The 24,743-nt window shown below is 65.5% G+C and carries 26 protein-coding genes, 1 tRNA gene and 1 other RNA gene; 14 read left to right on the forward strand and 14 right to left on the reverse strand.

Features of this window, described 5'->3' with window-relative positions; genetic code table 11:
* Nucleotides 1-67: 67 nt before the first annotated feature.
* Nucleotides 68-754, forward strand: a complete 687-nt coding sequence (locus ACSQ12_RS12640) for a DNA alkylation repair protein (RefSeq protein ID WP_436065626.1) — start codon at nt 68-70, stop codon at nt 752-754.
* Here the strand turns inward: ACSQ12_RS12640 and mptB are convergent.
* The gene (mptB, locus tag ACSQ12_RS12645) at nt 747-2,303 is read right to left on the reverse strand and encodes a polyprenol phosphomannose-dependent alpha 1,6 mannosyltransferase MptB (protein WP_209744056.1); all 1,557 of its coding nucleotides are present in this window, start codon (nt 2,301-2,303) and stop codon (nt 747-749) included. The two genes, ACSQ12_RS12640 and mptB, sit on opposite strands and share 8 nt — an antisense overlap.
* A 157-nt stretch (nt 2,304-2,460) precedes the next feature.
* On the opposite strand from mptB, the gene orn reads away from it, so the two are divergent.
* The 3 genes from orn (at nt 2,461) to def (ending at nt 3,971) form a co-directional block, all read left to right on the forward strand.
* Nucleotides 2,461-3,096 (forward strand): oligoribonuclease, encoded by a 636-nt coding sequence (orn, locus tag ACSQ12_RS12650; protein WP_436065627.1) that lies wholly within the window; start codon nt 2,461-2,463, stop codon nt 3,094-3,096.
* Nucleotides 3,097-3,225: 129 nt separating this feature from the next.
* Nucleotides 3,226-3,298: transfer RNA gene (locus ACSQ12_RS12655), tRNA-His, on the forward strand.
* A gap of 100 nt (nt 3,299-3,398) precedes the next feature.
* A complete protein-coding gene (gene def / locus ACSQ12_RS12660) occupies nt 3,399-3,971 on the forward strand; it encodes a peptide deformylase (protein ID WP_209744050.1) in 573 nt (190 codons plus the stop codon).
* Between the two features lie 21 nt (nt 3,972-3,992).
* On the opposite strand, the gene ACSQ12_RS12665 is transcribed toward def, so the two are convergent.
* The 3 genes from ACSQ12_RS12665 to ACSQ12_RS12675 all read right to left on the reverse strand — a co-directional run bounded on the left by ACSQ12_RS12665 (nt 3,993) and on the right by ACSQ12_RS12675 (nt 6,648).
* On the reverse strand, nt 3,993-4,790 hold the full coding sequence (locus tag ACSQ12_RS12665; protein ID WP_436065628.1) for an HNH endonuclease family protein: 798 nt from the start codon (nt 4,788-4,790) through the stop codon (nt 3,993-3,995).
* Nucleotides 4,791-4,882: 92 nt separating this feature from the next.
* Nucleotides 4,883-5,092, reverse strand: coding sequence for a hypothetical protein (locus tag ACSQ12_RS12670; protein WP_209744044.1), 210 nt, complete (start codon nt 5,090-5,092; stop codon nt 4,883-4,885).
* 77 nt (nt 5,093-5,169) lie between these two features.
* Complete coding sequence (locus ACSQ12_RS12675; protein ID WP_436065629.1) at nt 5,170-6,648, reverse strand: glyceraldehyde-3-phosphate dehydrogenase; 1,479 nt, start codon at nt 6,646-6,648, stop codon at nt 5,170-5,172.
* 271 nt (nt 6,649-6,919) lie between these two features.
* On the opposite strand from ACSQ12_RS12675, the gene ACSQ12_RS12680 reads away from it, so the two are divergent.
* Nucleotides 6,920-7,072 (forward strand): hypothetical protein, encoded by a 153-nt coding sequence (locus ACSQ12_RS12680; RefSeq protein WP_011692281.1) that lies wholly within the window; start codon nt 6,920-6,922, stop codon nt 7,070-7,072.
* Between the two features lie 112 nt (nt 7,073-7,184).
* Here ACSQ12_RS12680 and rnpB read toward each other — a convergent pair.
* An RNA gene (gene rnpB, locus ACSQ12_RS12685) (RNase P RNA component class A) lies at nt 7,185-7,576 on the reverse strand.
* 121 nt (nt 7,577-7,697) lie between these two features.
* Here rnpB and ACSQ12_RS12690 point away from each other — a divergent pair.
* From ACSQ12_RS12690 to ACSQ12_RS12700, 3 genes are read left to right on the forward strand one after another with little or no spacing between them, the layout of a single operon-like run.
* Complete coding sequence (locus ACSQ12_RS12690) at nt 7,698-8,510, forward strand: SPFH domain-containing protein (protein WP_436066996.1); 813 nt, start codon at nt 7,698-7,700, stop codon at nt 8,508-8,510.
* A gap of 41 nt (nt 8,511-8,551) precedes the next feature.
* Complete coding sequence (locus ACSQ12_RS12695) at nt 8,552-9,388, forward strand: alpha/beta hydrolase (RefSeq protein ID WP_436065630.1); 837 nt, start codon at nt 8,552-8,554, stop codon at nt 9,386-9,388.
* Nucleotides 9,389-9,434: 46 nt separating this feature from the next.
* Entirely contained in the window at nt 9,435-10,199 is a 765-nt protein-coding gene (locus ACSQ12_RS12700; RefSeq protein WP_436065631.1) for a YaaA family protein, read from the forward strand.
* Here ACSQ12_RS12700 and ACSQ12_RS12705 read toward each other — a convergent pair.
* Together ACSQ12_RS12705 and ACSQ12_RS12710 are read right to left on the reverse strand one after the other, a co-directional pair.
* Entirely contained in the window at nt 10,196-10,933 is a 738-nt protein-coding gene (locus tag ACSQ12_RS12705) for a zinc ribbon domain-containing protein (protein ID WP_436065632.1), read from the reverse strand. The two genes, ACSQ12_RS12700 and ACSQ12_RS12705, sit on opposite strands and share 4 nt — an antisense overlap.
* Before the next feature lie 60 nt (nt 10,934-10,993).
* A complete protein-coding gene (locus tag ACSQ12_RS12710) occupies nt 10,994-11,917 on the reverse strand; it encodes a Nif3-like dinuclear metal center hexameric protein (protein ID WP_436065633.1) in 924 nt (307 codons plus the stop codon).
* A 99-nt stretch (nt 11,918-12,016) separates the two neighbouring features.
* Between ACSQ12_RS12710 and msrA the strand changes: the two genes are divergently transcribed.
* The 3 genes from msrA to epsC all read left to right on the forward strand — a co-directional run bounded on the left by msrA (nt 12,017) and on the right by epsC (nt 14,180).
* On the forward strand, nt 12,017-12,541 hold the full coding sequence (gene msrA / locus ACSQ12_RS12715) for a peptide-methionine (S)-S-oxide reductase MsrA (protein ID WP_011692287.1): 525 nt from the start codon (nt 12,017-12,019) through the stop codon (nt 12,539-12,541).
* A 77-nt stretch (nt 12,542-12,618) separates the two neighbouring features.
* A complete protein-coding gene (gene cysK, locus ACSQ12_RS12720; protein ID WP_011692288.1) occupies nt 12,619-13,554 on the forward strand; it encodes a cysteine synthase A in 936 nt (311 codons plus the stop codon).
* A 41-nt stretch (nt 13,555-13,595) separates the two neighbouring features.
* A complete protein-coding gene (gene epsC, locus ACSQ12_RS12725) occupies nt 13,596-14,180 on the forward strand; it encodes a serine O-acetyltransferase EpsC (protein ID WP_011692289.1) in 585 nt (194 codons plus the stop codon).
* Here the strand turns inward: epsC and ACSQ12_RS12730 are convergent.
* Together ACSQ12_RS12730 and gndA are read right to left on the reverse strand one after the other, a co-directional pair.
* On the reverse strand, nt 14,177-15,010 hold the full coding sequence (locus ACSQ12_RS12730; RefSeq protein ID WP_436065634.1) for an oxidoreductase: 834 nt from the start codon (nt 15,008-15,010) through the stop codon (nt 14,177-14,179). The genes epsC and ACSQ12_RS12730 overlap by 4 nt on opposite strands.
* A gap of 155 nt (nt 15,011-15,165) precedes the next feature.
* On the reverse strand, nt 15,166-16,602 hold the full coding sequence (gene gndA, locus ACSQ12_RS12735; RefSeq protein WP_209744020.1) for an NADP-dependent phosphogluconate dehydrogenase: 1,437 nt from the start codon (nt 16,600-16,602) through the stop codon (nt 15,166-15,168).
* Nucleotides 16,603-16,852: 250 nt separating this feature from the next.
* Here gndA and ACSQ12_RS12740 point away from each other — a divergent pair, with 250 nt between their 5' ends.
* A complete protein-coding gene (locus ACSQ12_RS12740) occupies nt 16,853-17,581 on the forward strand; it encodes a FadR/GntR family transcriptional regulator (RefSeq protein ID WP_436065635.1) in 729 nt (242 codons plus the stop codon).
* Here ACSQ12_RS12740 and ACSQ12_RS12745 read toward each other — a convergent pair.
* From ACSQ12_RS12745 to ACSQ12_RS12755, 3 genes are all read right to left on the reverse strand, one after another.
* Nucleotides 17,559-18,641: an L-idonate 5-dehydrogenase gene (locus ACSQ12_RS12745; RefSeq protein ID WP_436065636.1), complete on the reverse strand. Its 1,083-nt coding sequence runs from the start codon at nt 18,639-18,641 to the stop codon at nt 17,559-17,561. The two genes, ACSQ12_RS12740 and ACSQ12_RS12745, sit on opposite strands and share 23 nt — an antisense overlap.
* A complete protein-coding gene (locus ACSQ12_RS12750; RefSeq protein WP_436065637.1) occupies nt 18,641-19,411 on the reverse strand; it encodes an SDR family oxidoreductase in 771 nt (256 codons plus the stop codon). The genes ACSQ12_RS12745 and ACSQ12_RS12750 overlap by 1 nt, the downstream gene beginning before the upstream one ends.
* A 78-nt stretch (nt 19,412-19,489) precedes the next feature.
* Complete coding sequence (locus ACSQ12_RS12755; protein ID WP_436065638.1) at nt 19,490-20,434, reverse strand: NAD(P)-dependent oxidoreductase; 945 nt, start codon at nt 20,432-20,434, stop codon at nt 19,490-19,492.
* Nucleotides 20,435-20,516: 82 nt separating this feature from the next.
* Here ACSQ12_RS12755 and ACSQ12_RS12760 point away from each other — a divergent pair, with 82 nt between their 5' ends.
* On the forward strand, nt 20,517-21,581 hold the full coding sequence (locus ACSQ12_RS12760; RefSeq protein ID WP_436065639.1) for a D-2-hydroxyacid dehydrogenase: 1,065 nt from the start codon (nt 20,517-20,519) through the stop codon (nt 21,579-21,581).
* 111 nt (nt 21,582-21,692) lie between these two features.
* Here ACSQ12_RS12760 and ACSQ12_RS12765 read toward each other — a convergent pair whose 3' ends face one another.
* Nucleotides 21,693-22,316, reverse strand: coding sequence for an FMN-binding negative transcriptional regulator (locus ACSQ12_RS12765; protein ID WP_436065640.1), 624 nt, complete (start codon nt 22,314-22,316; stop codon nt 21,693-21,695).
* A gap of 4 nt (nt 22,317-22,320) precedes the next feature.
* Nucleotides 22,321-23,298, reverse strand: a complete 978-nt coding sequence (locus ACSQ12_RS12770) for a DMT family transporter (RefSeq protein ID WP_436065641.1) — start codon at nt 23,296-23,298, stop codon at nt 22,321-22,323.
* Here ACSQ12_RS12770 and ACSQ12_RS12775 point away from each other — a divergent pair.
* On the forward strand, nt 23,297-24,709 hold the full coding sequence (locus tag ACSQ12_RS12775) for a PLP-dependent aminotransferase family protein (protein WP_436065642.1): 1,413 nt from the start codon (nt 23,297-23,299) through the stop codon (nt 24,707-24,709). The genes ACSQ12_RS12770 and ACSQ12_RS12775 overlap by 2 nt on opposite strands.
* The last annotated feature ends 34 nt before the right edge of the window (nt 24,710-24,743 follow it).

Genomic DNA, 24,743 nt, shown 5'->3' on the forward strand with positions numbered 1-24,743 from the left:
CTGCCGGAATACGTGTGTTAGCGCTCACTATTATAGTGCCTGCCGGCCCGTCAGTAGAGTATCCACCATGGCCAACGACGAACTGATCGCCGGGATCCGCACCAGGCTGAAGGCAGCGGCGGATCCGGTACGGGCCGCGGGAAGCCGGGCCTACATGAAATCGGACATGCCGACGCTGGGAGTCAGGGTTCCCGAGGTCCGCAAGATCACGAATGGCGCCGCCGGGCAGTGGCCCTGCGGGTCGTTCGAGGAGCTGAGCGACACTGTCCTGGAGCTCTGGCGTTCAGCTGCCTTCCGCGAAGAGCGTTACGCCGCCATTGACCTGACGGGTGCGAGGCCGGCCAGGGGCAGGCTGGAGATGCTTCCCGTGTACGAGGAAATCATCCGGACCGGTGCATGGTGGGATCTTGTGGACGGAGTGGCGCACCGGATCTGCGATCTGCTGCAGGCACACCGTCCGGAGCTCGGCCGGGTGCTCCGTTCCTGGAGCAGCGACCCTGACATGTGGGTTCGCAGGGCTGCCATCACGGCGCAGCTCGGGGCAAAATCCGCTACCGATCCGGGGCTGCTCGCCTCGGTCATCGAGCCCAACCTGGCCGACCGGGAGTTCTTTATCCGCAAAGCGATTGGCTGGGCCTTGCGTGAGTACGCAAAAACCGATGCCGACTGGGTCCGTCAGTTTGTGGCCAGGCACGACACCGCGCTCAGCCCGCTCTCCCGCCGCGAGGCCCTCCGGAACCTGCCGGTTAGATAACCGGGCGGGTGGTTACCGGCTCGTCGGGTTTGCTGAACAGCTGCTTGGTCTTGGGATCGAGGAAGATCAGGTACAGCGCGAACATCAGCGCGATGATGGCCGCCGCGTTGCGCGCCAGGGCCAGGGGAAGGCCCAGGTCCTCCGTCTGCAGGTACGGGAAGACTTCCAGCTGGTCGGAAATGGCGTAGACCATAAAGAAGGACACGATGAAGTAGAGGGCCTTCACCTGCCAGTCATCCCGGATACCCGTCACGGCGAACAGCGGGATAAGCCACACGACGTACCAGGACTGGATCATGGGCGCCAGCAGGACCACTGCCGCGAACCCCAACGTGAGCCGGCGCATCAGGCGGTCGTGGTCGCCGCGGAAGATCTGCCAGGCGACAATTCCAACGGCCAGCAGCTTGCCGGCGTCGTAAACCCATTTGGCCAGACCCCAGCCGTCCAGGCCGAAGGCGTTGGAGATGGAGGCCACCACAAGTCCCAGCAGGCCCACCGGCGCGTACCAGATCCAGATGCTGCCCGGGGCGGAGAGTCCGTTCACCCAGCCGAAGCCAAAGCCGTTCACCATGCTCATCAGGTACAGGATGGCCAGGCTGATGCCGGCAGTGAGCCCCCAGAAGACGAACTTCCGCGGCCAGCCGGCGTTCTTGCCGGCCCACAGGAGCCCTATGAACGGCAGGAAAACGATGGTGATCGGCTTGACGGAGATGGATAGCGTCACGAGGACCAGGCCGAAAAGAACGCGCCGGGTGGCACAGTAGTAGAGCCCGGCCAGCGCCAGTCCGATCATAAGTGCATCGTTGTGGACACTGGCGATGAAGTTGGTGAGGAACAACGGGTTGGCTGCGGTGAGCCACAGTGCCCGGTGCGGATTGACGCCGTGCAGCTCTGCCAGTTTGGGGACGTACACGATACACAGGACCACGCCGACCAGGGCGGCGACGCGGAACAGCATGATGCTGGCCTCAGGCTGCACATTGGTGGACCACACCACCAGCTGTTCGATCCAGAGAAACAGCTGGCCGTAGGGAACGGGCGCTTCAGTCCACATCTTGTCGGCACCGAGCTGGAAGTAGTTGGACAGCGCCGAGATCCCGTTTTCGTAAGGGTTGAAGCCTTCCACCATCAGGCGCCCCTGCCCGATGTAGGCGTACACGTCCCTGCTGAAGAGCGGCACGGAGAACATCATGGGCAGCCCCCACAGAGCCACAGCCTGCAGCGTGGCCTTGCGGGCGCCTGCACCCCAGACCCGGACCCGCTGGCCAAGGCGAAGCCAGGCACGCACCAGGAGCATGCCGCCCACGGCCAGCAGCACAATGGAGAGCGCCACCCCTACCGCTTCCGTGCGCATCCAGATGAACAGCGGCAGGCGGCGAAGCTCGGAAACAGGCGCGAGCCAGCCCACGCCCAGCGAACCGATCGCCATGAACATCGAGCCGGCGAACCCCGAGAGGAGCGGCGAGAGCGCGTTGTCCACTTCGGCAGTGGCCGGCTCCGGCGACCTGCCGGCAGCCACTTTTCCCGCCGCAGGCACACGCGCCGTCATCTCAGGATCGTCCAATCTGTTGTGGGGCGTTTTTCACCCGGTGATAGCCGGGCAAGCCGGCGGGGGTGGGGCCGCAGCAATGAAAAAGAGGCACCGCCACGTATCCGAAATCCTAGCATCGGACAGCTCCGTGGCAGCTGAACGGTAGGCTGGGCGGGTGCCTATAACTAACGAACGCATTGTCTGGATCGACTGCGAGATGACCGGCCTGGACATCAAGAACGACGCCCTCATTGAGGTGGCCGCCCTGGTGACGGACTCCGAACTCAACATCCTCGGTGACGGCGTCGACGTCGTCATCCGCCCGGACGATGCCGCGTTGTCCCAGATGAACGATTTCGTCCGCGACATGCACACACGCTCGGGGCTCCTCGAAGAGCTTCCGCACGGCAAGACGATGGCTGAGGCCGAAGCAGTGATCATGGACTACATCGCAAAGTGGGTTCCGGATCCCCGCAAGGCTCCGCTGGGAGGCAATTCCGTGGGCACGGACCGCGTCTTCCTCGCCCGGGACATGCCTGCGGTAGTTGAGCACCTGCACTACCGGGTGATTGACGTCAGCACCATCAAGGAACTCTCCCGTCGTTGGTTCGCGCGGGCATACTTCCAGGCTCCGGCCAAGCACGGCGGGCACCGCGCGCTCGGAGACATCAAGGATTCCATCGATGAGCTGCGCTACTACCGGGAGGCTATCTTCGTCCCCGCGCCGGGTCCGGACAGTGCCACAGCGCAGCGGATTTCCAAAGCCGTCATGGCCTCCGCCGAGCCCCTGTCGGAACCGTCGGAGAAGTAATCTGCGCCACGTTTGAGGGAAATTTCCTCGAAACAGGCAAAAGTGGCAAAAACAGCTCCGCGGAGCAGGTAAGCTATATGACGTTGCCTTCCAAGACAGCCGGTTAGCCGGATGGTCCTCAGGCACGTGGTGGGCTTAGCTCAGTTGGCAGAGCGCCTGGTTGTGGTCCAGGAGGTCGCGGGTTCAACCCCCGTAGCTCACCCTCACAGGATGGTATTGCCGCCGTCCAGCAAGGAGGCCGCACCGGATATCCGGTGCGGCCTTTTGTGTTTCACCGCACTGCATCAAAGGAACCGCCTGACATGACCGTTCTGCCGATCACCATCTGGGGCGAGCCGGTTCTCCACCGCCGGGCCGCCGAAGTGGAAGTCTTCGACGACGAACTCCGCACCCTCATCGCCGACATGTTCGAAACGAACGACGCCGCCAACGGCGTGGGCCTCGCAGCCCCCCAGGTGGGCGTGGGCAAGCGCCTCTTCGTCTACAAGTTCGCCAACGACGACGGCGTGCCCCCCACAGGGGTTGTGGTGAACCCCGTCCTGACGCTGTCCAAGGTTTCCGGCGCACTCCCGGACCCGGACGAGGAAGTGGAGGGCTGCCTGTCGTTCCCGGGCGGCCAGTACCCGCTCAAGCGTGCGGAGTGGGCTCGGGTGCAGGGATTCGACGGGGACGGGAACCCGGTGGACTTTGAGGCGACCGAGTGGTTCGCCCGGATCATCCAGCATGAGTACGACCATCTGGACGGCAAGCTCTACGTGAACCGGCTGATGGATCGCTATGCCCGGAAAGCCATGAAGCAGGCTAAACGGAGCGGCTGGGGGGTTCCCGGTTTGACGTGGATGCCCGGCGTCGACCCCGACCCGTTCGGTCACTAACCCGCAGGACTCCTTGCTGCCCTACCGCGGTATGACAGTCTGCTGCTGCGGACATGAGTCGAGGACCCGCTTCATGGCGTCCTTCTCCGCCGGGGTCACCCACAGGCCGTAAGCGGCCTTAACGGAGATCTGGCGCGCCACGTAGTGGCATCTGAAGGCCTTGTTCTTCGGCAGCCAGCTGGCTGCGTCCGAAGCGCTTTTTTCCTGGTTGGCCGGACCGTCCGCGGCCACGAGGTTGAGAGGATCGTTGGCCAGGCTTTGGCGCTGTTGCGGCGTGAGCTGCTGGGCGCCTTTCTGCCAGGCGTCACCGAGTGCCACGACATGGTCGATCTGGACGGCCTTGCTGCTCTCCGCTCCCCTGGTAAACGTGACCACCGCGCCGGTGTACGGCTCATGGAATTCACCGCCTGCCACCCGGCACCGGGAGCCCTCCGTGAACTGTGCGCCGTCGAGGTCCCGCCGCAGGATGTCATTGCGGGTGTCGCAGCCGTTGCGGTCCACGTCCAGCCAGGCCTGGCCGAATGCCGTACGCTCGTAATTGTCGTTGGCCGCCCGGCCCTTCACCGCAAGTGCCTCCAGCGCTTCCACAGCCCGGCCGCCGGGCACCGGCCGGACCGAGGGAACGGCTTTCATCCACGTAGTATCCAGCACGGGGGCTTCGCTCGGGCCGGTGACAGGCGGCTCTGCCGCGGCGAACTGGCCTGCGGTGAAAAACCAGCAGACGGCGGAAACCAGCCCCACAGCCAGCACGATCAGGACAGCCCAGGCCTGGCGGGAGCGGCGCCGGGCACGGCGGTACGCCGCCCAGCTGATGGTCATGGTTGCCCTGCCCGGTGAAAATTCCTATGCACCGGACGAGCCTAGGGCGGCCACCGACAACGTGGCCTCTTATCCACAGTGTGGAGGAGGTGTTACTGCTCCTTCAACACACGTTTGAGGTCGTTGGCGGCAAGGTCGAGCAGCTCCTCAAGCTGTTTGATCCTGCTGTCGGGAATCTCTCCCGCGGCATGCGACACTCGCGCCTGGTCCAGGAGGCGGGTGGCTTCCTTATGGTTTTTCCGTGCTACGTCGAGGGCGTGTTCGAGGGTGGTTTCATGTTCGAGAGTCGATTCGTGTTCCATGACTCCATTTTGGGTCCGTTTCCCGGCCGATGCCAGAGCATCGGCCGGGAAACCTCAGACCGGACCTGTCCCGGGAATTAGACCGCGATGGCTGCCAGTGCGGCGGCCGGTTCCTTGACGGGGAACGACGGCGGGTTGACGCCGGCCATTTCCTCCATCACGCGGACTACCTGGCAGCTGTAGCCGAACTCGTTGTCGTACCAGACGTAGAGGACCAGGTTCTTGTCGTTGGAGATGGTGGCCAGGCCGTCAACGATGCCTGCGCGGCGGGAGCCGACGAAGTCGGTGGAAACAACCTCGGGGGAATCGATGTAGTCGATCTGCTTGCGCAGCTCGGAATGCAGGGACATCTGCCGCAGGTAGTCGTTGACTTCGTCCTTGGTGGTGCCGCGTTCCAGGCTCAGGTTCAGGATGGCCAGCGACACGTCCGGGGTGGGAACGCGGATGGAGCTGCCGGTGAGCTTGCCCAGCAGCTCGGGCAGTGCCTTGGCGACGGCCTTGGCGGCACCGGTTTCGGTGATCACCATGTTCAGCGCGGCGGAGCGGCCGCGACGGTCGCCCTTGTGGAAGTTGTCGATCAGGTTCTGGTCGTTGGTGAAGGAGTGCACCGTCTCGACGTGCCCGTGGACGACGCCGAACTTGTCGTTGATGGCCTTCAGGACCGGAGTGATGGCGTTGGTGGTGCAGGACGCGGCCGTAACGATCTTGTCCGAGTCAAGGATGGTGCCGTGGTTGATGCCGTGGACGATGTTCTTCAGCTCGCCCTTGCCCGGTGCCGTGAGCAGGACGCGTGAAACGCCCTTGCTCAGGAGGTGCTGGGACAGGCCCTCGGCGTCGCGCCAACGTCCCGTGTTATCCACCACGAGGGCGTCCTTGATGCCGTAGGCCGTGTAGTCCACGGTTGAAGGGTTGTCAGAGTAGATGACCTGGACCTGGACACCGTTGGCCGTAATGGTGTTGTTGGCGGTGTCCACCTTGATGGTGCCCTCGAACGAGCCGTGGACCGAGTCCCGGCGGAGCAGGCTGGCACGCTTGGCGAGGTCGTTGTCCGAGCCGCGGCGGACCACGATGGCCCGGAGCCGGAGGCCGTGGCCGCCGCCGGCCTTTTCAATGAGCAGGCGCGCGAGCAGGCGGCCGATGCGGCCGAAGCCATAGAGCACGACGTCGGTGCTGGTGCGGTCGTCGCCGCCGCGCTTCCCGACGATGTCGGCGAGTTCGGCGCGCAGGAATTCATCCAGGCTTGCACCGTTGGCCTCGGTCTTGAACTTCTGGTTCAGGCGGGCAATGTCGATAGCCGCAGCGCCCAGGTCCAGCCCGGCGAGGGCATCCAGCAGCGGGGCCGTCTCTTCCAGGAGCAGCTCGTCCTTGCTCATCCGTCGCGCAAAGCGGTGCGCCTTCAGGATGTTCATGGTGGATTTGTTGATCAGGCTGCGGCCGTGGATGGAGGTCACCACGTTGTTCTCGCGGTACAGCCGGCCGATGACCGGGATCATGGCCTCGGCTAGCGCCTCACGGCCCATCCACGTATCAAGACAAGAATCTGACGTCTGGCTCACAGAACTACCTTCCTTGGGTCAACCACATACGTCCTCGTATGCGGATGTCGGCCACCGGAGGTATTCCGGGGCACAGGCATCGGCGGGGATTCGGTCCACCCCGGACACCTTGGAGAAGCGCAAAGAAAAACCGCCGGCTGCGAACGCAGACCCGGCGGCAGAACTTCTACGTTCGCTATCCATTCTAGGGCGGCGGCGGGTTCTCCCGCGCCCGGAAAAGCGTGAAGTCACTCACACGCCGGACCGCACTCCCTTGACATAGGATGTCCGAATGGGACTCATCATTGCACTTCTTGTCATATGGCTCATTCTTTCCATCCTGGGCTTCGTCGTGAAAGGCCTGCTTTGGCTGGCTGTCATCGGCCTCATCCTGTTTGTCGCTACGGCGGCCTGGGGATGGGTGAAGCGGAAGGCCAAGGCCTGACCTGAAACCCGGTCTCTACCGGCGGGGGCTGGCACCACACGGTGCCGGCCCCTTGTCGTTTTTACAGACGGTTGCCGACGCCCTGCCACGGGCCCCGCGGCGCCGGTGGTGGTGGATGGGTTGACCGATACGCCGGGTTCTGTGTTCCCGCGCCGTTGCCAGGGCAGGAATAGCGGCCATCCATCTACGAACGCCGTTGCCGACGCCCTCCAGCGGCCTACCCGGACACTCGGGCGAGCAGCCCTCGAACGTGTCCTGTCTGGCCTTGCTCCGGGTGGGGTTTACCTAGCCTTCCCGGTCACCCGGGAAGCTGGTGGTCTCTTACACCACCGTTTCACCCTTACCTGTTCACGGACCGTGCGGACACGGACCGAGGCAGGCGGTCTGTTCTCTGTGGCACTGGCCTGCGGGTTACCCCGAGTGGGCGTTACCCACCACCCTGCTCTGCGGAGCCCGGACGTTCCTCGAGCCACTTGCGTGACGCGCGGCCGCCTGGTCAACCCATCCGCCGTCCATTCTACGGGCAACCCCGGGCGCCCGTTTGCGCAGCGGGTGCCGGGCGCTTTTTGATCCCTTGGTGGGACAATTGAACAAGACCACACCAGGCAAGAAGGAGGGGATCCTGATGGACCCCACCAATTCGTTTATCGCCATCGCCGTCGCACTGCTGCTGCTCATCCTCCTCAAGATGTCCATCCGGATCGTCCGGCAGTACGAGCAAGGCGTGCTCTTCCGGCTGGGAAGGGTCATTGGCGTCAGGATGCCGGGACTGCGGTTCATCATTCCTGTTATTGACCGCCTTCCGCTGGTCAGCCTGCGGATAGTGACCATGCCCATCCAGTCGCAGGGCATCATCACCCAGGACAATGTGAGCGTGGACATCTCCGCTGTCGCCTACTACCGCGTGGTGGACGCCGTGAAGTCCGTCGTGGCCATTGAAAATGTCGCAGCGGCAATCGACCAGATCGCCCAGACCACCCTGCGGAAGGTGGTGGGCCGCCACAGCCTGGACCAGACGCTGTCCGAAACCGAGCGCATTAACAGTGATATCCGGGAAATTCTGGACCAGCTGACCCTCGCCTGGGGCGTCGAGGTGGTGCTGGTGGAGCTGAAGGACATCCAGCTTCCCGACAGTATGAAGCGCGCCATGGCCCGCCAGGCAGAGGCCGAGCGGGAGAAGCGGGCGAAGATCATCGCCGCTGAAGGCGAAGCCATCGCGGCAGCCGCCCTCGGCGAGGCTTCGGACACCATGATGGCCCACCCGCTTGCCCTGCAGTTGCGGAATCTGCAGTCCCTGGTGGAAATCGCCGTGGACAAGAACTCCACGGTCGTCTTCCCGGCGCCGCTGATGAGCACCATCGGCGAACTGTCCGCGTTCCTCGCCCGCGAGAACCAGGCGGCCACGGCTGCCGCCAAACCGCCGGTCAAGGCGGCCTGAGCCGGCCCGGTATCCGGAGCCTCCGCGTCTATGATCGGCGTATGGATCTTCCGACGCTCGGACGCCGGCGGTTGCTGCAACTCGGAGCCGGGGGCGTGACTGCCGCCCTGCTGGCCGCCTGCGCGCCCGTCAGCGCCGGCCCCGAGGGTTCGGCCGCGGAAGTGCGCAGCGGATCCTTCACGTCGAAGTTCCGCCCGGACACCGACACGAACTGGTCCGTAGCCGTTCCGGACCGCGGCTCCAGCGGCGATCAAGGTCCCCTCCCCGTTGCCGTCTTCCTGCACGGGACAGGCGCTGACCATCGTATGGTTTTTGACGATCTCCGAGCGGACCGGCTCCTGGCACAGCACGTAGCGCGGGGCGGGACTCCATTCGCGATCGCGGCGGTGGATGGCGGCGAAAGCTGGTGGCACCGCCGGGACACAGGCACCGACACCCAGGCCATGGTGGTGGAGGAATTCATCCCCCTGCTTGCCGGGCAGGGCCTCGACACCGGCAGGCTCGCCGTGTTTGGGCTGTCCATGGGAGGCTTCGGCGCACTGCTCCTCGCCTCGCAGCACCGGATCCCCGGGCTCCGCGCCGTCGCAGCGATGAGCCCGGCCGTCTGGAGCCTGTACGACGACGGACGCGCGGACAACTTTGACAGCGCCGCCGACTTCGCGGCCAACGATATTTTTGCGCTCAGGCCGGAACTGGAAACGTTGCCCAAGAGAATCGATTGCGGCACCTCAGACAACCTGCTCTACAGCGTCAAGGAGTATGTGAGCGGGCTCCCGGGGGAACACGAGGGAGGATTCCAGGACGGCGGCCACGACAGCGGCTACTGGCGCTCCATCCTCCCGGATGTCTTCTCGTTCCTGGGCCGGAACCTGGCCTAAGGCAACACCGCTCAGCACCAATCCGCGGCGCCGGTAAGATCGTACGGTGCTGATTCTGCTCCCCCCGTCCGAAGGCAAGACCCCCGCTGTCCATGGTGACTCCGTCGACTGGACCGCCCTGAGCTTCCCCGGGCTGAACACGTACCGCGCGAAGGTCCTCGACGCACTGGGAAACGTCAGTGCCCACCGGGACGCCCTCGCGCTGCTGGGCGTCGGCGCCTCGCTGAGTGCCGACGTCGAACGCAACACCCGGCTGCACACCGAACCGGCGGCCCCCGCGCACCAGGTCTATTCCGGCGTCCTGTACGACGCCCTGGGCTACCGGTCGATGACGGCGGCGCAGCGCCGCAAGGCGGATGAATCGGTAGTGGTCATCTCCGCGCTCTGGGGCGCCATCCGCTTCGCCGACCGGGTGCCGGCCTACCGGCTGTCGATGGGAACGTCACTGCCCGACGTCGGCCGCCTCGCCTCGTTCTGGAAGCCCCAGATTTCCGAGGCCCTGGCGGCCGAGACCGAAGGGGAGCTCCTGGTGGACTGCCGCTCGAGCACCTATTCCGCCGCCTGGGCTCCCCCGCCGGCGCAGACGGTCGCCGTCAACGTCTTCACCGAAAACAACGGTGTGCGCAAGGTGGTCAGCCACTTCGCCAAGCACACCCGCGGCGAGCTGGCCCGGCACCTGCTGACACGCCGGGGCTCCGCTCCCGGGACCCCGGCCCAGCTGCTCAAAGCGGCCCGCGAAAAGTGGGAATCCGAACTAGTGGACGGCACTCCCCGCAAGGCGCACGCACTGAACATCGTCCTGCCGGCTTAGGCCCATTCGGCCGAGCGCACCAGGATGCAGCCGGAGTCGGGGCAGAAGACGATGTCGTCCTCGGCGGCTGCCTTGATTTCAGCCAGGTCACCGGGGCTGAGCTGCATGCCCGAGCCCTCGGACTTTCCATGGAAGAGCCGGGCCGCGCCCACTCCGCGCTTGGCCAAGGTCTTCTCGTAGATTGCCAGCAGGCCGGCGTCAAGGCCTGCGGCGAACTCCGCACGCCTGGCACCCACCTCTGCGGCCTCTGCGGCAATCTCGGCCAGGGCGGCGTCCAGCTCCGCGCGGATCCCGCCAAAGGAGCCCTGGACATCGTCCACGATCTTCTGCTGGGCCGACTGACGCTCACGGAGCCCCTCCAGGCGTTCCATGACCTCCAGTTCCACGTCTTCGAGGGCCGACCGCCGCTTGTTGAGCGAAGCGATGTCACTTTGCAGGGCAACAAGGTCCTTGGACAGGCCGGTGCCGCTGTTCAGCCGTGCTTCGTCCCGCTCGATCCGGGAGGCCACCTGCTCCACGTCCGTTTCGGCACGCTTGAGCTCGGCTTCGGCGTCGTGGACGGCCACTTTCGCCGCTCCGAGTTCGCCATTGGCAACGGACAGCGCCGCTTGAAGGTCGCTGATCCGGGGATCGCTTTCGATGGTCCGGCGGCGGTTGGACAGCGATTTGAGCCTGGCGTCGAGTCCTTGCAGTTCGAGCAATTTCAACTGTTCCGCCGGTGCTGCCTTGGCCACTATTACCTCCGCTTGTTCCTACCGGCCGCAGCCGGGCACCGGACCGGCGCAGTTTAGACTCTAGTCCCCGCCCGGAGTCAGAATGAAGTCCCACGGATCGCTGTTGGTGGTGCTGACCCGGATGTCGACGTCGTGGCCCTGGTCGCTGAGGACGTTGCCCAAGGCTTCGGCCGCCGCCGGCAGCCACAGCCACTCGCTGGCGAAGTGCGAAACGTCAATGAGGTAGGGCCGGTCATTCAGGGCATTCTCACGGGCTTCGGACGCCGGGTGGTGGCGGAGGTCCGCGGTTACAAAAAGGTCGGCGTTGCTCGCCCTGACCTCATTGAACAGGGAGTCCCCCGCGCCGCCGCACACGGCGACGCGCCGCACCAGGCCGTCCTTGTCTCCTGAGACCCTCACGCCGCCGGCCACCGAGGGCAGAATGCCGAAGACCCGGGCGGCGAAGTCTCCCAGCGTCATGACGTCCTCAAGGTCGCCCACCCGGCCGATGCCTTCTTCCGGCAGGCCGTTCGGCGCGGGCGTGAGCGGCACTACATCGTGGAGGCCCAGGGCGTCCGCCAGGACATCGGAGACGCCCCCGACGGCGGAATCACCGTTGGTGTGGACGGTCAGGAGACCGGTCCCGGACTCGATGAGTCGGTGGACCGCCTTGCCCTTCGCGGTCGTGGCCGCAACAGAGGTGACTCCCTTAAGCAGGAGCGGATGGTGGGTTATCAGGAGTTCGGCGCCCCACTCAATGGCTTCCTCGATGACGTCAAGGGTGGGATCCACCGCAAACATGATCCTGCTGACCTCTGCCGACGGATGGCCGGCGACCAGCCCCACCTCGTCCCATTCCTCGGCCAGGGACTCCGGCCAGAGCTCTTCCACTGCCAGCAGGACCTCGCCGAGCGTGGGTACAGCGGATGATTCGGCGGCCTCGGCACCGGCGGGATCAGCAGTATTTCGCGCGTCTTCTGCAACGTCGGTGTTCACAGGTTCCATACCCTCATTTTTACCCTATCCGCCGGCTTCGCCTGCACCCGTAACAGTCTCGTAAGGTGGTGGGGGAATCATCAGCACGCTTCGACCATTGAAGAGGACATGAAAACTTTTGTGCTTGGCGGAGGCTGCTTCTGGTGCCTTGACGCCGTCTACCAAAAAACCAAAGGGGTCACGTCGGTCATTTCGGGCTACACCGGCGGCCACGACCGCCATCCGGACTATTACTCGGTCTGTTCGGGCACCACAGGCCATGCCGAAGTGGTTGCGGTGAGTTTCGAGGAGGACGTGATCCCGGCAGAAGTCATCCTGGACATGTTCTTTGCCCTTCACGATCCCACCACGCTCAACCGCCAGGGCTACGACGTCGGCACCCAGTACCGCTCCTCCATGTTCTACGAGACCACCGAAGAGAAGATCCTCTTCGAAGAAGCCATCGAACGGAACCAGGCGCTGTGGGCGCATCCGATCGTTACCGAAGTCAGCAGGCTGCCCGTGTTCCATGTGGCGGAGGATTTCCACCAGGACTATTACGCCAAGCATCCGGAGCAGGGCTACTGCCAGGTGATCATCAACCCGAAACTGGCGAAGGCGCGGAAATATTACTCTGCATGGCTTAATGCTTAGCAGCGGTCCTGCCGCCCTCGTTAGGCTGACCTCAGTATTCGCTGTTCAGAGAACTCTTCAGAGATAGGCACAAATACATGGCACGGATCTACGACGACGTCACCCAGCTTGTCGGCGGCACCCCGCTGGTAAGGCTCAACCGGCTGACTGAGGGCCTCGACGCCCAGGTGGCGGTCAAGCTCGAGTTCTACAACCCGGCCAACAGCGTCAAGGACCGTATCGGCGTGGCCATTGTCGACGCCGCCGAGAAGTCCGGTGCCCTCAAGCCCGGCGGAACCATCGTCGAAGGCACCTCCGGCAACACCGGCATCGCCCTGGCCATGGTGGGTGCGGCCCGCGGCTACAAGGTCATCCTGACCATGCCGGAGACCATGTCGACGGAACGCCGTGTCATGCTCCGCGCGTTCGGCGCGGAAATCGTGCTGACCCCCGGCTCTGAAGGCATGCGGGGCGCCGTGGAAAAGGCCCAGGAGATCGTCGCCAACACGGAGAACTCCATCTGGGCACAGCAGTTCGCCAACGAAGCCAACCCGGAGATCCACCGCACCACCACAGCCGAGGAAATCTGGTCCGACACCGACGGCAAGGTGGACATCTTCGTCGCCGGCATCGGCACCGGCGGCACTGTCACCGGCGTCGGCCAGGTCCTGAAGGAACGCAAGCCGGACGTCCAGATCGTCGCCATCGAACCGAAGGACTCCGCCATCCTGAACGGCGGCGCTCCCGGCCCGCACAAGATCCAGGGCATCGGCGCCAACTTCATTCCCGAAATCCTGGACACTAACGTCTACGACGAAGTCCTGGACGCCACCCTGGAGGACTCCGTCCGTGTTGCCCGCGACCTCGGCGTCAAGGAAGGCATCCTGGGCGGCATTTCCTCCGGTGCAATCGTCTGGGGAGCCCTCGAGCTCGCCAAGCGCCCGGAGAACGCCGGTAAGCTCATCGTCGCTGTTGTCTGCGACTTCGGCGAGCGTTACATCTCCACCGTGCTCTATGACGACATCCGGGGCTAAGCCTTAGCCCGACATTCACCGTTTCCTGTAGAAAGGTCTTTGTGAGCTTTTTCGCAAGACTTAAGGAAGACCTCGACGCCGCCCGGTCGCACGATCCGGCGGCTCGAGGTTCTTTTGAGAACTTTTTCGCCTACTCCGGCCTCCACGCCATCTGGGCGCACCGCCTCACGCACAAGCTCTGGCAGAATCCCTCGCTCCGCTTCCCTGCACGCTTGATTTCGCAGCTTGCGCGCTTCCTGACCGGGATCGAGATCCACCCGGGCGCCACGATCGGCAAGCGGTTCTTCATTGACCATGGCATGGGCGTGGTCATTGGCGAAACAGCGGAAATCGGTGAGGACGTCATGATCTATCACGGTGTGACCCTTGGCGGACGCTCCCTGGCAAAGGTCAAACGGCATCCCACCATCGGGGACCGCGTGACCATCGGTGCCGGCGCCAAGATCCTGGGCCCCATCACTATCGGACGCGACAGCGCCGTGGGCGCCAATGCCGTGGTGGTCAAGGACGCTCCGCCGGAATCCATCATCACCGGCGTCCCGGCGACCTGGCGCCACCGTGATGCCCAGCGTGAAACCAAGCCCGCCGTGGATCCGGCCGAATACTACATCGAATACCGGATCTAGGCGGCAAACCGCTTGTAGATCGTCCAGAGCACCACGTCGAAGACGGTGTCCGGAAGGATCCTTCGCAGGGTCAGGATGGCTCGCGCCCCCTTGCCCACCGGGTATCGGGTCTTGGGCCGGGCGGCGGTGGCGGCATGGACAATGGCGTCGGCAATGACGTCCGGATGCGTGGACATGCCGGAGCCTTCAGTGGAGGCCAGCGCCGCCGCGACGATTTTGGCCTGGTCCCGGTAGGGACCGTGCCCGGACGTTTCCAGCAGGCTCTCGCCGGAGATGGCGCCCCACTCTGTCTGTGTGCCCGCCGGTTCGATGATTGACACCTTGATGCCGTGGGGCTTGAGTTCGAGGCGCAAAGAGTCGCTCAGGCCCTCGACCGCGAACTTCGTGGCGTGGTACCAGGCCCCCAGGGGCTCGTACATCTTGCCGCCGATGGAGGACACGTTGATGATCCTCCCCTGCGCCGCTGCGCGCATGGCCGGCAGGACCAACTGGGTCATGCGGGCCAGGCCAAAGACGTTGACGTCGAACTGCCGCCGGCCTTCGGCCAGCTCGACTTCTTCCAGCGATCCGTAGGATCCGTAGCCGGCGTTGTTCACCAGGACGTCGATCCGGCCGTGGGCCTCGAGGATTCCGCCCACTGCTGCTGCCATGGACGCTTCATCAGTGACGTCCAGCGCCAGTACGTTCACGCCGAATGCTTTCAGCGGCTCCATCATCTCAACCCGACGGGCCCCGGCATACACAGTAAATCCCTGCCCACAGAGCTTCCTGGCTGCCTCGAACCCGATGCCGGTGGACGCACCGGTGACAAACGCTACTGGCTGCGACATGGGCTGCACTCCTAAGAAACGGCAAATCAGTGAACGGACGGCGCCCATGGGACGGACAAAGCCCGTTAACCCCAACGGCCGGCGCCTCCCAGAGTATCCGGGAAGCGCCGGCCGTTGATGTCACCGTTGGTGTCTGAGCCGGTGTGGCGTTGAAGCTAGTGGGTGTCCACTGCCTCGATTTCGGACTTGTCCTCGCCCCAGAGGGTGTGGAAAGTGCCTTCGGCGTCGACGCGGCCGTAGGTGTGCGCGCCGAAGAGGTCGCGCTGGCCCTGGATTACGGCGGCGGGCAGGCGCTTGCGGCGCAGGCCGTCGTAGTAAGCCAGCGAGGAGGAGAACACCGGCACGGGGATGCCCAGCTGCACGGCAGTGGCAACAACACGGCGCCAGGCCGGCAGCACCTCGGCGATGGCCTTGGTGAAGGCCGGTGCGAACAGCAGGTTGGCCGGCTTTTCGTCCGCGGCGTAGGCCTTGGTGATTTCCTTCAGCAGTTCCGCACGGATAATGCAGCCGCCGCGCCAGAGCGAAGCGATCTCGTCCAGCTTCAGGTCCCAGCCGTATTCCTTCGCGGCCGAGGTCAGCATGTCCAGGCCCTGGGCATAGGAAACCAGCTTGGAGGCGTAAAGCGCCTGGCGGACGTCCTCAACGAACGTCTCCGGAACCTCGACGGCGATTTCCTCACCGGCGAGCAGCTCCTGGGCCAGCTTGCGCTGTTCGGCCTGGGACGAGAGGGCGCGTGCGAACACGGATTCGGCAATGCCCGACGTCGGGGATCCCAGCTCGAGTGCCGAGATGACAGTCCAGCGGCCGGTTCCCTTCTGGCCGGCGGCATCCACCACGACGTCGACGAACGGCTTGCCCGTGCGGGTATCCACGTGGCCGAGGACCTCGGCGGAGATTTCGATCAGGAAGGAGGCGAGCTCGCCCTTGTTCCATTCGGCGAAGATCTTGGACTGCTCGGCCGGCTCGATGCCTGCACCGGAGCGGAGGAGGTCGAAGGCTTCGCCGATGACCTGCATGTCGGCGTATTCGATGCCGTTGTGGACCATCTTCACGAAGTGGCCCGCGCCGTCGGTACCGATCCAGGCGCAGCAGGGCTTGCCGTCAACGTGGGCGGCGATCTTTTCCAGCAGCGGTCCGAGGGCGTCGTAGGACTCCTTGGAACCGCCGGGCATGATGGACGGGCCGTTCAGGGCGCCTTCCTCACCGCCGGACACGCCGATGCCCACGAAGTGCAGGTCCTTCTTGGCAAGTGCGGCTTCGCGCCGGCGGGTGTCCTCGTAGTGCGAGTTACCGGCGTCGATGATGATGTCGCCTGCCTCCAAGAGGGGCTCAAGCTGCTCTATCACGGAGTCGACCGGCTTGCCGGCCTTGACCATGATGAGCACGCGGCGCGGCTTTTCCAGGGAATCCACAAGCTCCTGGAGGGTTTCGGTACGCACGAAGTCGCCGTCGTGTCCGTGCTTTTCCAGCAGCGCGTCAGTCTTCTCAACAGACCTGTTGTGCAGGGCAACGGTGAAGCCGTTCCGGGCCAGGTTGCGGGCAAGGTTGGCCCCCATCACCGCAAGGCCGGTGACACCGATGTGTGCTGACATCAAAACTCCAATTCATTTCTGTGCAACGTGTGCATTCTGTTCCGCACTTCCTGCGGAACACGCTTTAAGAACCAGTGGCTGTCAATAAACCATATGTATTTCCGCCGACTACCGGAAAGTTGCGCCCACGTTTTGGAAGGTGGCGCGTCACAAAACAGTCTATGATGCTGCCGGCGTTCCGCCTGGCGGACGCCCGGCGGGGTCCGTGCACGCACAGGACGGCAGCGCCGGCCCGATTATGCTTACGACTATGTCAACCAGCCTCCACCACCGCGCCATCGAACACCTCGGCACCCGCATCGTCAGCGGCGCGCTTCCCACGGGCCATGTGATGCTGGCTGAGCAGCTCGAAGACGAGCTGAAGGTCTCGCGCTCAGTGGTGCGCGAAGCGGTCCGGGTCCTCCAGTCCCTCGGCCTGGTGGAGACCATCAAGCGCGTAGGTATCCGGGTGCTGCCGTCAAGCCGCTGGAATCCGTTCGATCCATTGGTGATCCGCTGGCGCCTGGCCGGCGACGGCCGCGGCGCCCAGCTGAGGTCCCTCGCGGAGCTGCGCTCCGCCGTCGAACCTGTGGCCGCGGAACTGGCCGCCGCAAACGCCCCCCAGGAGATCCGCAGGGAACTGCTGGATGTCTCGCGGGCAATGCGCGACGCCGGCCAGGCCGGCAGCGTGGCGGAGTTCCTGCAGCTGGACATCAAGTTCCATTCGCTCCTCCTCACGGGCTCCGGAAACGAAATGTTCGCGAACCTGGTCGGGCAGGTGGCCGAAACGCTGACCGGCCGGACCGTCCACGGCCTGATGCCGGACCATCCGCGTGAGACCGCCCTGCAGTGGCATGTGGACGTTGCTGAGGCCATCGCAGCGGGGGATGCTGCCGGAGCCCGCGAGGCGTCCAGCCGGATCATGCGCGAGACGATCTCCGAAATGGAAGCCGGCTGGCGGGACCAGCCCAGGGTTTTCATCCCCCTGCAGCAGGGCTGAAGTCCAGCAGCACCTTCCCCGATTCGGCCGAGTTCCTGGCCACCTCGAAGGCCTCGAGCCCGCGTTCCAGCGGGAAGTCGTGGGTGACCACGGGGTCAACGAACAAGGTGCCGTCGGCGAGTGCGGCAATGACCTCGTCGATTTCGCCGTTGAAGCGGAAGGAGCCCAGGAGTTCCAGCTCACGGGTGATGGCCAGCGAGATCAGGACGGGCTGGGGTCCGGACGGCAGCAGGCCCACCATCACCACCTTGCCGCCGCGGACAGCGCCCTTGATGGCGGAGGCAAGACCGTGGTGGCTGCCGGAGGATTCGATCACCACGTCCGCCTCCACCGCTGCGATGGCGTCGCTTTCGTCTCCCTTGAGGACTTCGTCGGCGCCGACGGCCCGGGCTATTTCCAGTGGCTTTGGATGCATGTCCACGGCCACAATCCGCCGGGCACCGGCGCGTTTCAGCACGGCGACAGCCAGCGCACCGATGGGGCCGCTGCCGATCACCAGGGCAGTCTTCCCCGCGACGTCACCGGCCCGGCCGACGGCATGCCAGGCGACGCTGGCCGGTTCGGCGAGTGCGGCAGTCCGGAGGCTGAGTCCAGCAGGCAGTGCACGGAGCATCCGCGCCGGCAGGTTCACGTAGCGGCTGAAGGCCCCGTCAGTGTGCGGGAAACGGGCGGCACTGCCCAGGTAGGTGCAGCCCGGCGACAGATTGGGCCGGTCCTCGGGATACCGTGCGGTACCCGGGCCGGGGGTGGCGGGGTGAACGGCGACCGGGGTGCCGGCTGCAGGTCCGGTGCCATCAGCAGCCGCGTGCAGGACCGTTCCCACAATTTCATGCCCCAGGACCATAGGTGCGCGGAGGATGGACTCACCCGCGGCACCGTGGAGCCAGTAATGGAGGTCGGAGCCGCAGATGCCGCCGAAGGCCACTTCCACCACCGCTTCGTCGAAACCCGGAGGCGGCACAGGTACGTCTTCGACCCGGAGGTCACCGGCCGCGTGGGCCACCACGGCAGGACCAGAGACGGGAAGGGCTGCGGCAGGCAGGTCTTCGCTGTTGGACATCAGACCACCACCGTCATTCCGCCGTCGATGAAGATGGTCTGGCCGTTCACGAAGTTGGAACCGTCGGAGGCCAGCCAGACGGCCGGGCCGGCGAGGTCCTGCACGGTCCCCCAACGGTGGGCCGGGGTGCGTCCCAGGATCCAGGCGTTGAACTGCTCGTCATCCACCAGGTTCTGGGTCATCTCGGTGTGGATGTAGCCCGGTGCGATCCCGTTGATCTGCAGGCCGGACGCCGCCCATTCCGCGGTCATGGCCCGGGTCAGGTTCCGCAGTCCACCTTTGGCCGCGATGTACGGGGCGATGGTGGGCCGGGCCAGGTCGGTCTGCACCGAGCAGATGTTGATGATCTTGCCCCGGCCGCGCGGGATCATGTGCCGGGCCGCTTCCCGCCCCACCAGGAAGGCGCTGGTCAGGTCCGTGGAGATGACGCGTTCCCAGTCCTTCACATCCAGCTCCAGCATGGGCACCCGGTGCTGGATCCCGGCGTTGTTCACCAGGATCTCCAGCGGCCCCACGTTCTCTTCCACCCAGGCGACGCCGCGCGCGGCCTCGGCGTCGCTGGTGACGTCGAAGGCGCAGCTGTGTACCCGCCCCGGCGGATAGTCGGCGGCCATCGCGGCCTCGGCGGATTTGAGCCGTTCCCGGTTGATGCCGTTCAGCACCACGGTGGCACCGGCATCAGCCAGGGCCCTCGCCAGCGCGTTGCCGATCCCCCTGCTCGAACCGGTCACCAGGGCAACGCGCCCCGTCAGGTCAAAAAGTGCACTCATGGTTGGCTGTTCCTCAATTGGTCTCGACTGCCGGGTGTGGCTGCCGGTTCTGACTGCTGTCATGACTTCTGGTTGTTACTACTGCTTGTGACTTGCGTCCCTGCTGAGATTGGCGATGGTTTGCCGGACGGCGGCGAGGTCCAGGTCCCCGAGTCCCTGGCGCTTCAGTTCGGCGTACAGTTGGGCGCCGGCCGTGGCCATGGGTACGGCGGCTTCCACGGCGGCGGCACTCTCCAGGACGAAGGAAAGGTCCTTGTGCATGAATTTCGCGGGTCCGGTGGGCTCGTAGTCCTTCGCAGCGAGGCGGGGCCCGACGATGTCCAGGACCCTGCTGCCTGCCAGCCCGCCGGCGAGCACCTCGTACAACGCCGCAACGTCCATGCCGGAGCGTTCGGCGAGCTCGGCGGCTTCGGCGAGCGCCGCCGTCGTGGTTCCCACGATGAGCTGGTTGCAGGCTTTCGCCAGCGATCCGGAACCCAGCGGCCCCAGCCGGCGGACCGTGCCGCCCATAGCGCTGAAAAGGGGAAGGAGCCGCTGGAAGTCCTGCTCCCCCGCGCCCGCCATAATGGCAAGGGTTCCGTCCTCGGCACCTTTGGTGCCGCCGCTGACGGGTGCGTCAACCACGACGGCGTTGCCCCGGCTCGCGGCGGATACCCTCACCCCGAACTCCCGTACGGCCGCCGGCGACACGCTGCTCATGACCACAACGACGGTGCCCTGCCCGGGCGGCTCTTCGGCCCAGCCTGCGAGGAGCCCTGCCGCCGCGTCCTCGATGTAGGACAGGTCAGGGAGCATAAAGATGATGACCGGTTCGTCGCGCAACGAGGCAACATCCGCCGCGCGCATGCCGCCGCGCGCGGCGAAATCGTCCAGGGCGGCCGCGGACCTGTTCCAGCCGGTGACGTTCCAGCCGGCCTTCAGCAGGTTGGCTGCCATGTGGCCGCCCATCAGGCCCAGCCCTACGAAGCCGGCCCTCTTCCGGCTCAACTCTTCGCTCACATCAGGGTCTGTCTGCACGCTCATCGGCAGCGCCACCTCACTTCATTGTGGTTGATCGTCGGGTTAATGGGAGGAAATCTGTTCAATATCCTAGCCTCCATTCAGTATGATGAACACCATGACGACTAAAACCACCGTCGCAATCGCCGTCCCGCTCGAAGCTGAGCTGGTGGAGCGCATCCGCGCCGTAGATCCTTCCGTGACCGTCCTGTACGAGCCCGATCTCCTCCCGCCCGAACGCTTTCCCGCTGACCACGCCGGCGACCCGGACTTCAAACGCACTCCGGACCAGGAGGAACGGTACTGGGACATGCTGAACAAGGCTGATGTCCTGTACGGCTTTCCCAACGAGAGCCCGTCCGGACTTGCCCGCATTGCCGGCAGCAACCCCCGGCTCCAGTGGATCCATGCCATGGCCGCGGGTGCAGGCGGAGCAGTGAAGGCATCCGGCCTGGATCAGGAAACCCTGCAGAAGTTCAGGGTCACCACCTCGGCCGGCGTGCACGCCCTGCCGCTGGCGGAGTTCGCCGCGCTGGGCATCCTCAACGGATTCAAGCGCAGCGCCGAGCTCGCCGCGGACCAGGCAGCCAGGGTCTGGCCCGAACTGCGGACGCCGACCCGCCTGGTCAACGGCTCCACGCTCGTGGTGACCGGCCTCGGCGAGATCGGGCTGGAGACGGCCCGCATCGCCCGCGCACTGGGAATGAAGGTCAGCGGTACCAAACGGAACGTGGAGCCGATCGAGGGAATCGTTGACGTTGTCGACAACGACGGACTGCCCGGCCTGCTCGCTTCGGCTGACGCAGTGGTCAACACCCTGCCGGGCACGCCCTACACGGAAAAGCTGTTCAACCGTGAAGTGTTCGCTGCCATGAAGCCGGGAACGGTTTTCGTTAACGTAGGCCGCGGCACCGTGGTGGACGAAGACGCACTCCTGGAAGCGCTGGACAACGGCCAGGTGGGGTACGCCTGCCTGGACGTGTTCGCCGTCGAACCCCTGCCGCAGGACAGCCCGCTCTGGAACCACCCCAAGGTGATGGTGTCCCCGCACACCTCGGCGCTGAGCGCAGCCGAGAACCGGCTGATCGCCGAACGCTTCAGCAGCAACCTGCGCACGTTCCTTGACGGCGGGGAACTCCCCCACCTCGTGGACACCGTGCACTTCTACTAAGCCGCACTAATCCGCGGTCCATCAGACTGCGCGGCACACCGCACCACACGGGCGGCCCCTCCGGCGAACGGAAGGGCCGCCCTGTGCTGTGGGCTCCGGACTTACGGGCGCTTACGGCTGCCTTGCCCGCTCGACGTCGGCGGCACTCTCTGCCTGGCCCCTGGCAGCAAGTCCCGCCACCACGCCGTCAAGGTCCGCATCAGGCCGGTTCTGGCTCAGCTTGGCCTTCGCCTCGATCCTGGTGATCACCAGCTCAAGGCCGACGATGGCCCGCAACTGCCCGGCAATATAGCGCTCCGGGGCATCGTCCACGCTCCACGGCTGACCGAAGCCGGCTTCGTTCACGTCCGTCAGCCGCCTGACCTGGCTGGCCAGCCAGACCGGGTCGTCGTGGATCACCAACTCGCCGTATACGTGCGCCGTCGTGTAGTTCCAGGTGGGTACGACGCGCCCGTGCTCAGCCTTTGAGGCATACCAGGACGGCGAAATATAAGCGTCCGCGCCCTGGATGATGACGAGTGCCTCGCCTATCGCCGGTTCGGACCACTGCATGTTGTTCCGGGCCAGGTGGGTGTGCAGGGCGCCGTGGCTTCCGACAGACGGATCGAAAACGAACGGCAACAGCGTTGCGAGCAGGCCCTGCGAGGTCATGGTGACCAGATTGGCTGCGGCCGGCCGGGCCAGGAGGTCGCTGATGGCGCTAGGTCCGGCTTCGAAGTGGGCTGGGGTGTACATGGTGCTAATCCTTTGCGGGCTGGAGGGATCTTGTGGCGTGAAGGTTGGGCTGCGGAGTCGGCACCGGGCTGAGTCGGACCCGGACAGCTGCGCCGGCGCAGAGGACGACGGCCAGGCCACCGATGATGGTGGTCCAGGTCAGGGCCTCGCCCAGTAGGAGCCCGGCCCAGCAGATGCTCAGTACGGGCTGGATGAGCTGTACTTGGCTGACCCGCGCCATGGGCCCAATGGCCAGGCCCCGGTACCAGGCGAAGAACCCGAGGAACATGCTCACCACACCGAGATAGGCGAACGCCGCCCACTGGACCGGAGTGGCCGTCGGTGGTTGCTGGACCATGGCAAACAGCGTCAGGATCACCATGAGCGGCGACGCAAGCACCAATGCCCAGGACACGGTTTGCCAGGGGCCGAGCTCACGGGCCAGCAGGCCGCCCTCCGCGTAGCCGATGGCCGCTGCGACCACTGAGCCAAGGAGCAGCAGGTCCGCCGAGTGCAACTGTCCGAATCCGCCGGACTGCATCGAAGCGAAGCCGATGGCAGCCAGGGCGCCCACACCGGTGATAAGCCAGAACAACATCGGCGGACGCTCGCGGCCCCTCAGCACTGCCGCCGTCGCCGTCACAGCCGGGAGCAGTGCGATGACCACCGCGCCGTGGCTGGCCGGAGTGGTGGCGAGCGCGAAGGATGTCAGCAGGGGAAAGCCAATCACGACGCCGGCGGCCACCACCGCGAGGCGGGCCCACTGCACGCCGCGGGGAAGTCGCTGACGCGCGAGGGTGAGGGCGGCAGCGGCCAGGACAGCGGCCACGACCGCGCGTCCGGATCCGATGAACAGCGGCGACATTCCCGCGACGGCGACCTTCGTGAACGGAACGGTAAACGAGAAGGCCGCTACTCCAAGGATGCCCCACCAGAGGCCGGAAGGCGGTCCGGTCAATATCACTCGAGCTTTTGGCGCAGTAGCGCTACTATGGTCTTTCATGAACAACGATAGCAGTTCCCGGATTGCCACGCGACTGCGGGAATGGATCGCCGCAGCAGCACCCGGGGCCCGCTTGCCGTCCACGCGATCGCTGGTGGCTGAATACCAGGCAAGTCCGGTGACCGTTCAAAAGGCACTGCAGACCCTTACAGCGCAGGGGCTCATTGAGAGCCGGCCCGGCGTCGGAACCTTCGTCCGGGCCGTCCGGACCGCACGCCCCTCGGACTACGGCTGGCAGACGGCGGCCTTGCGGTCACCACGGGCACCGCTTCCGTCGGCCTCCACCACCATGCGCGACGTCGCGAACAACGCCATCGCCTTCCACTCCGGCTACCCGGACCGGGAACTCCTGCCGGAGCGCCTGGTGCGTGCAGCACTCACCCGCGCAGCCCGGGGCGACGCCGCGTTGTCCCGTCCACCCGCAGCGGGCCTGCCGGAACTGCAATCGTGGTTCGCCCGCGAACTCGGCGCCTCGACACCCGCCGGAACCACACCGCCGAACCCGAGCGACGTCGTCGTACTGCCGGGAAGCCAGAGCGGGCTCAGCTCCATCTTCAGCGCGCTCGCGGGCCGCGGACAGCCTCTGCTGATGGAATCCCCCACCTACTGGGGAGCCATCCTCGCAGCGGCCCAGGCCGGAGTCCGCGTCGTCCCGGTACCCAGCGGTCCGGACGGCCCGGACCCGGCGGAACTGGCCCGGGCGTTTGACGAAACCGGCGCGCGCCTCTTCTACGCGCAACCCAACTACGCGAACCCGACGGGTGCTCAGTGGGCGCCGGGGCGGGGGGAAGAGGTCCTGGAGGTAGTGCGGGGGAAGGGTGCATTCCTGGTGGAGGACGACTGGGCGCACGACTTCGGCATCACCACCAGTCCGGTGCCTGTCGCCTCCCGCGACGACTCCGGCCATGTGGTGTACCTGCGTTCCCTGACCAAGAGCGTGTCGCCGGCCATCCGCATTGCCGCCGTGATCGCTCGCGGCCCGGCACGTGAGCGCATCCTCGCGGACCGGGCAGCCGAGTCGATGTACGTCAGCGGGCTGCTCCAGGCCGCAGCGTTGGACGTCGTGACGCAGCCCGGGTGGCAGACGCACCTGCGCAGCCTCCGCCACCAGCTCCAGTCGCGCCGCGACCTCCTGGTGACCAGCATCCGCGAGCACGCACCGCAGGCGCACATCGATCAGGTTCCCAAGGGAGGCCTGAATCTTTGGGCACGGCTGCCCGACGGGACGGACCTCGATCGGCTGACCCGTGACTGCGAAAGCCGGGGCGTCATCATTGCTGCCGGGCGGGAGTGGTTCCCGGCCGAACCGGCCGGCGCATTTATCCGCCTCAACTACTCCGGGTCCAACCCGGGCGCCTTCCCCGAAGGGGCGCGGATCATCGGCGAGTCAATTGAACGGAACCGTTCCTAAACCAGAAGGGATGACTGGTGGCGGGCGCAGCAAA

The sequence above is a fragment of the Arthrobacter sp. LjRoot14 genome (assembly GCF_964253905.1).
Lineage (GTDB): Bacteria > Actinomycetota > Actinomycetes > Actinomycetales > Micrococcaceae > Arthrobacter.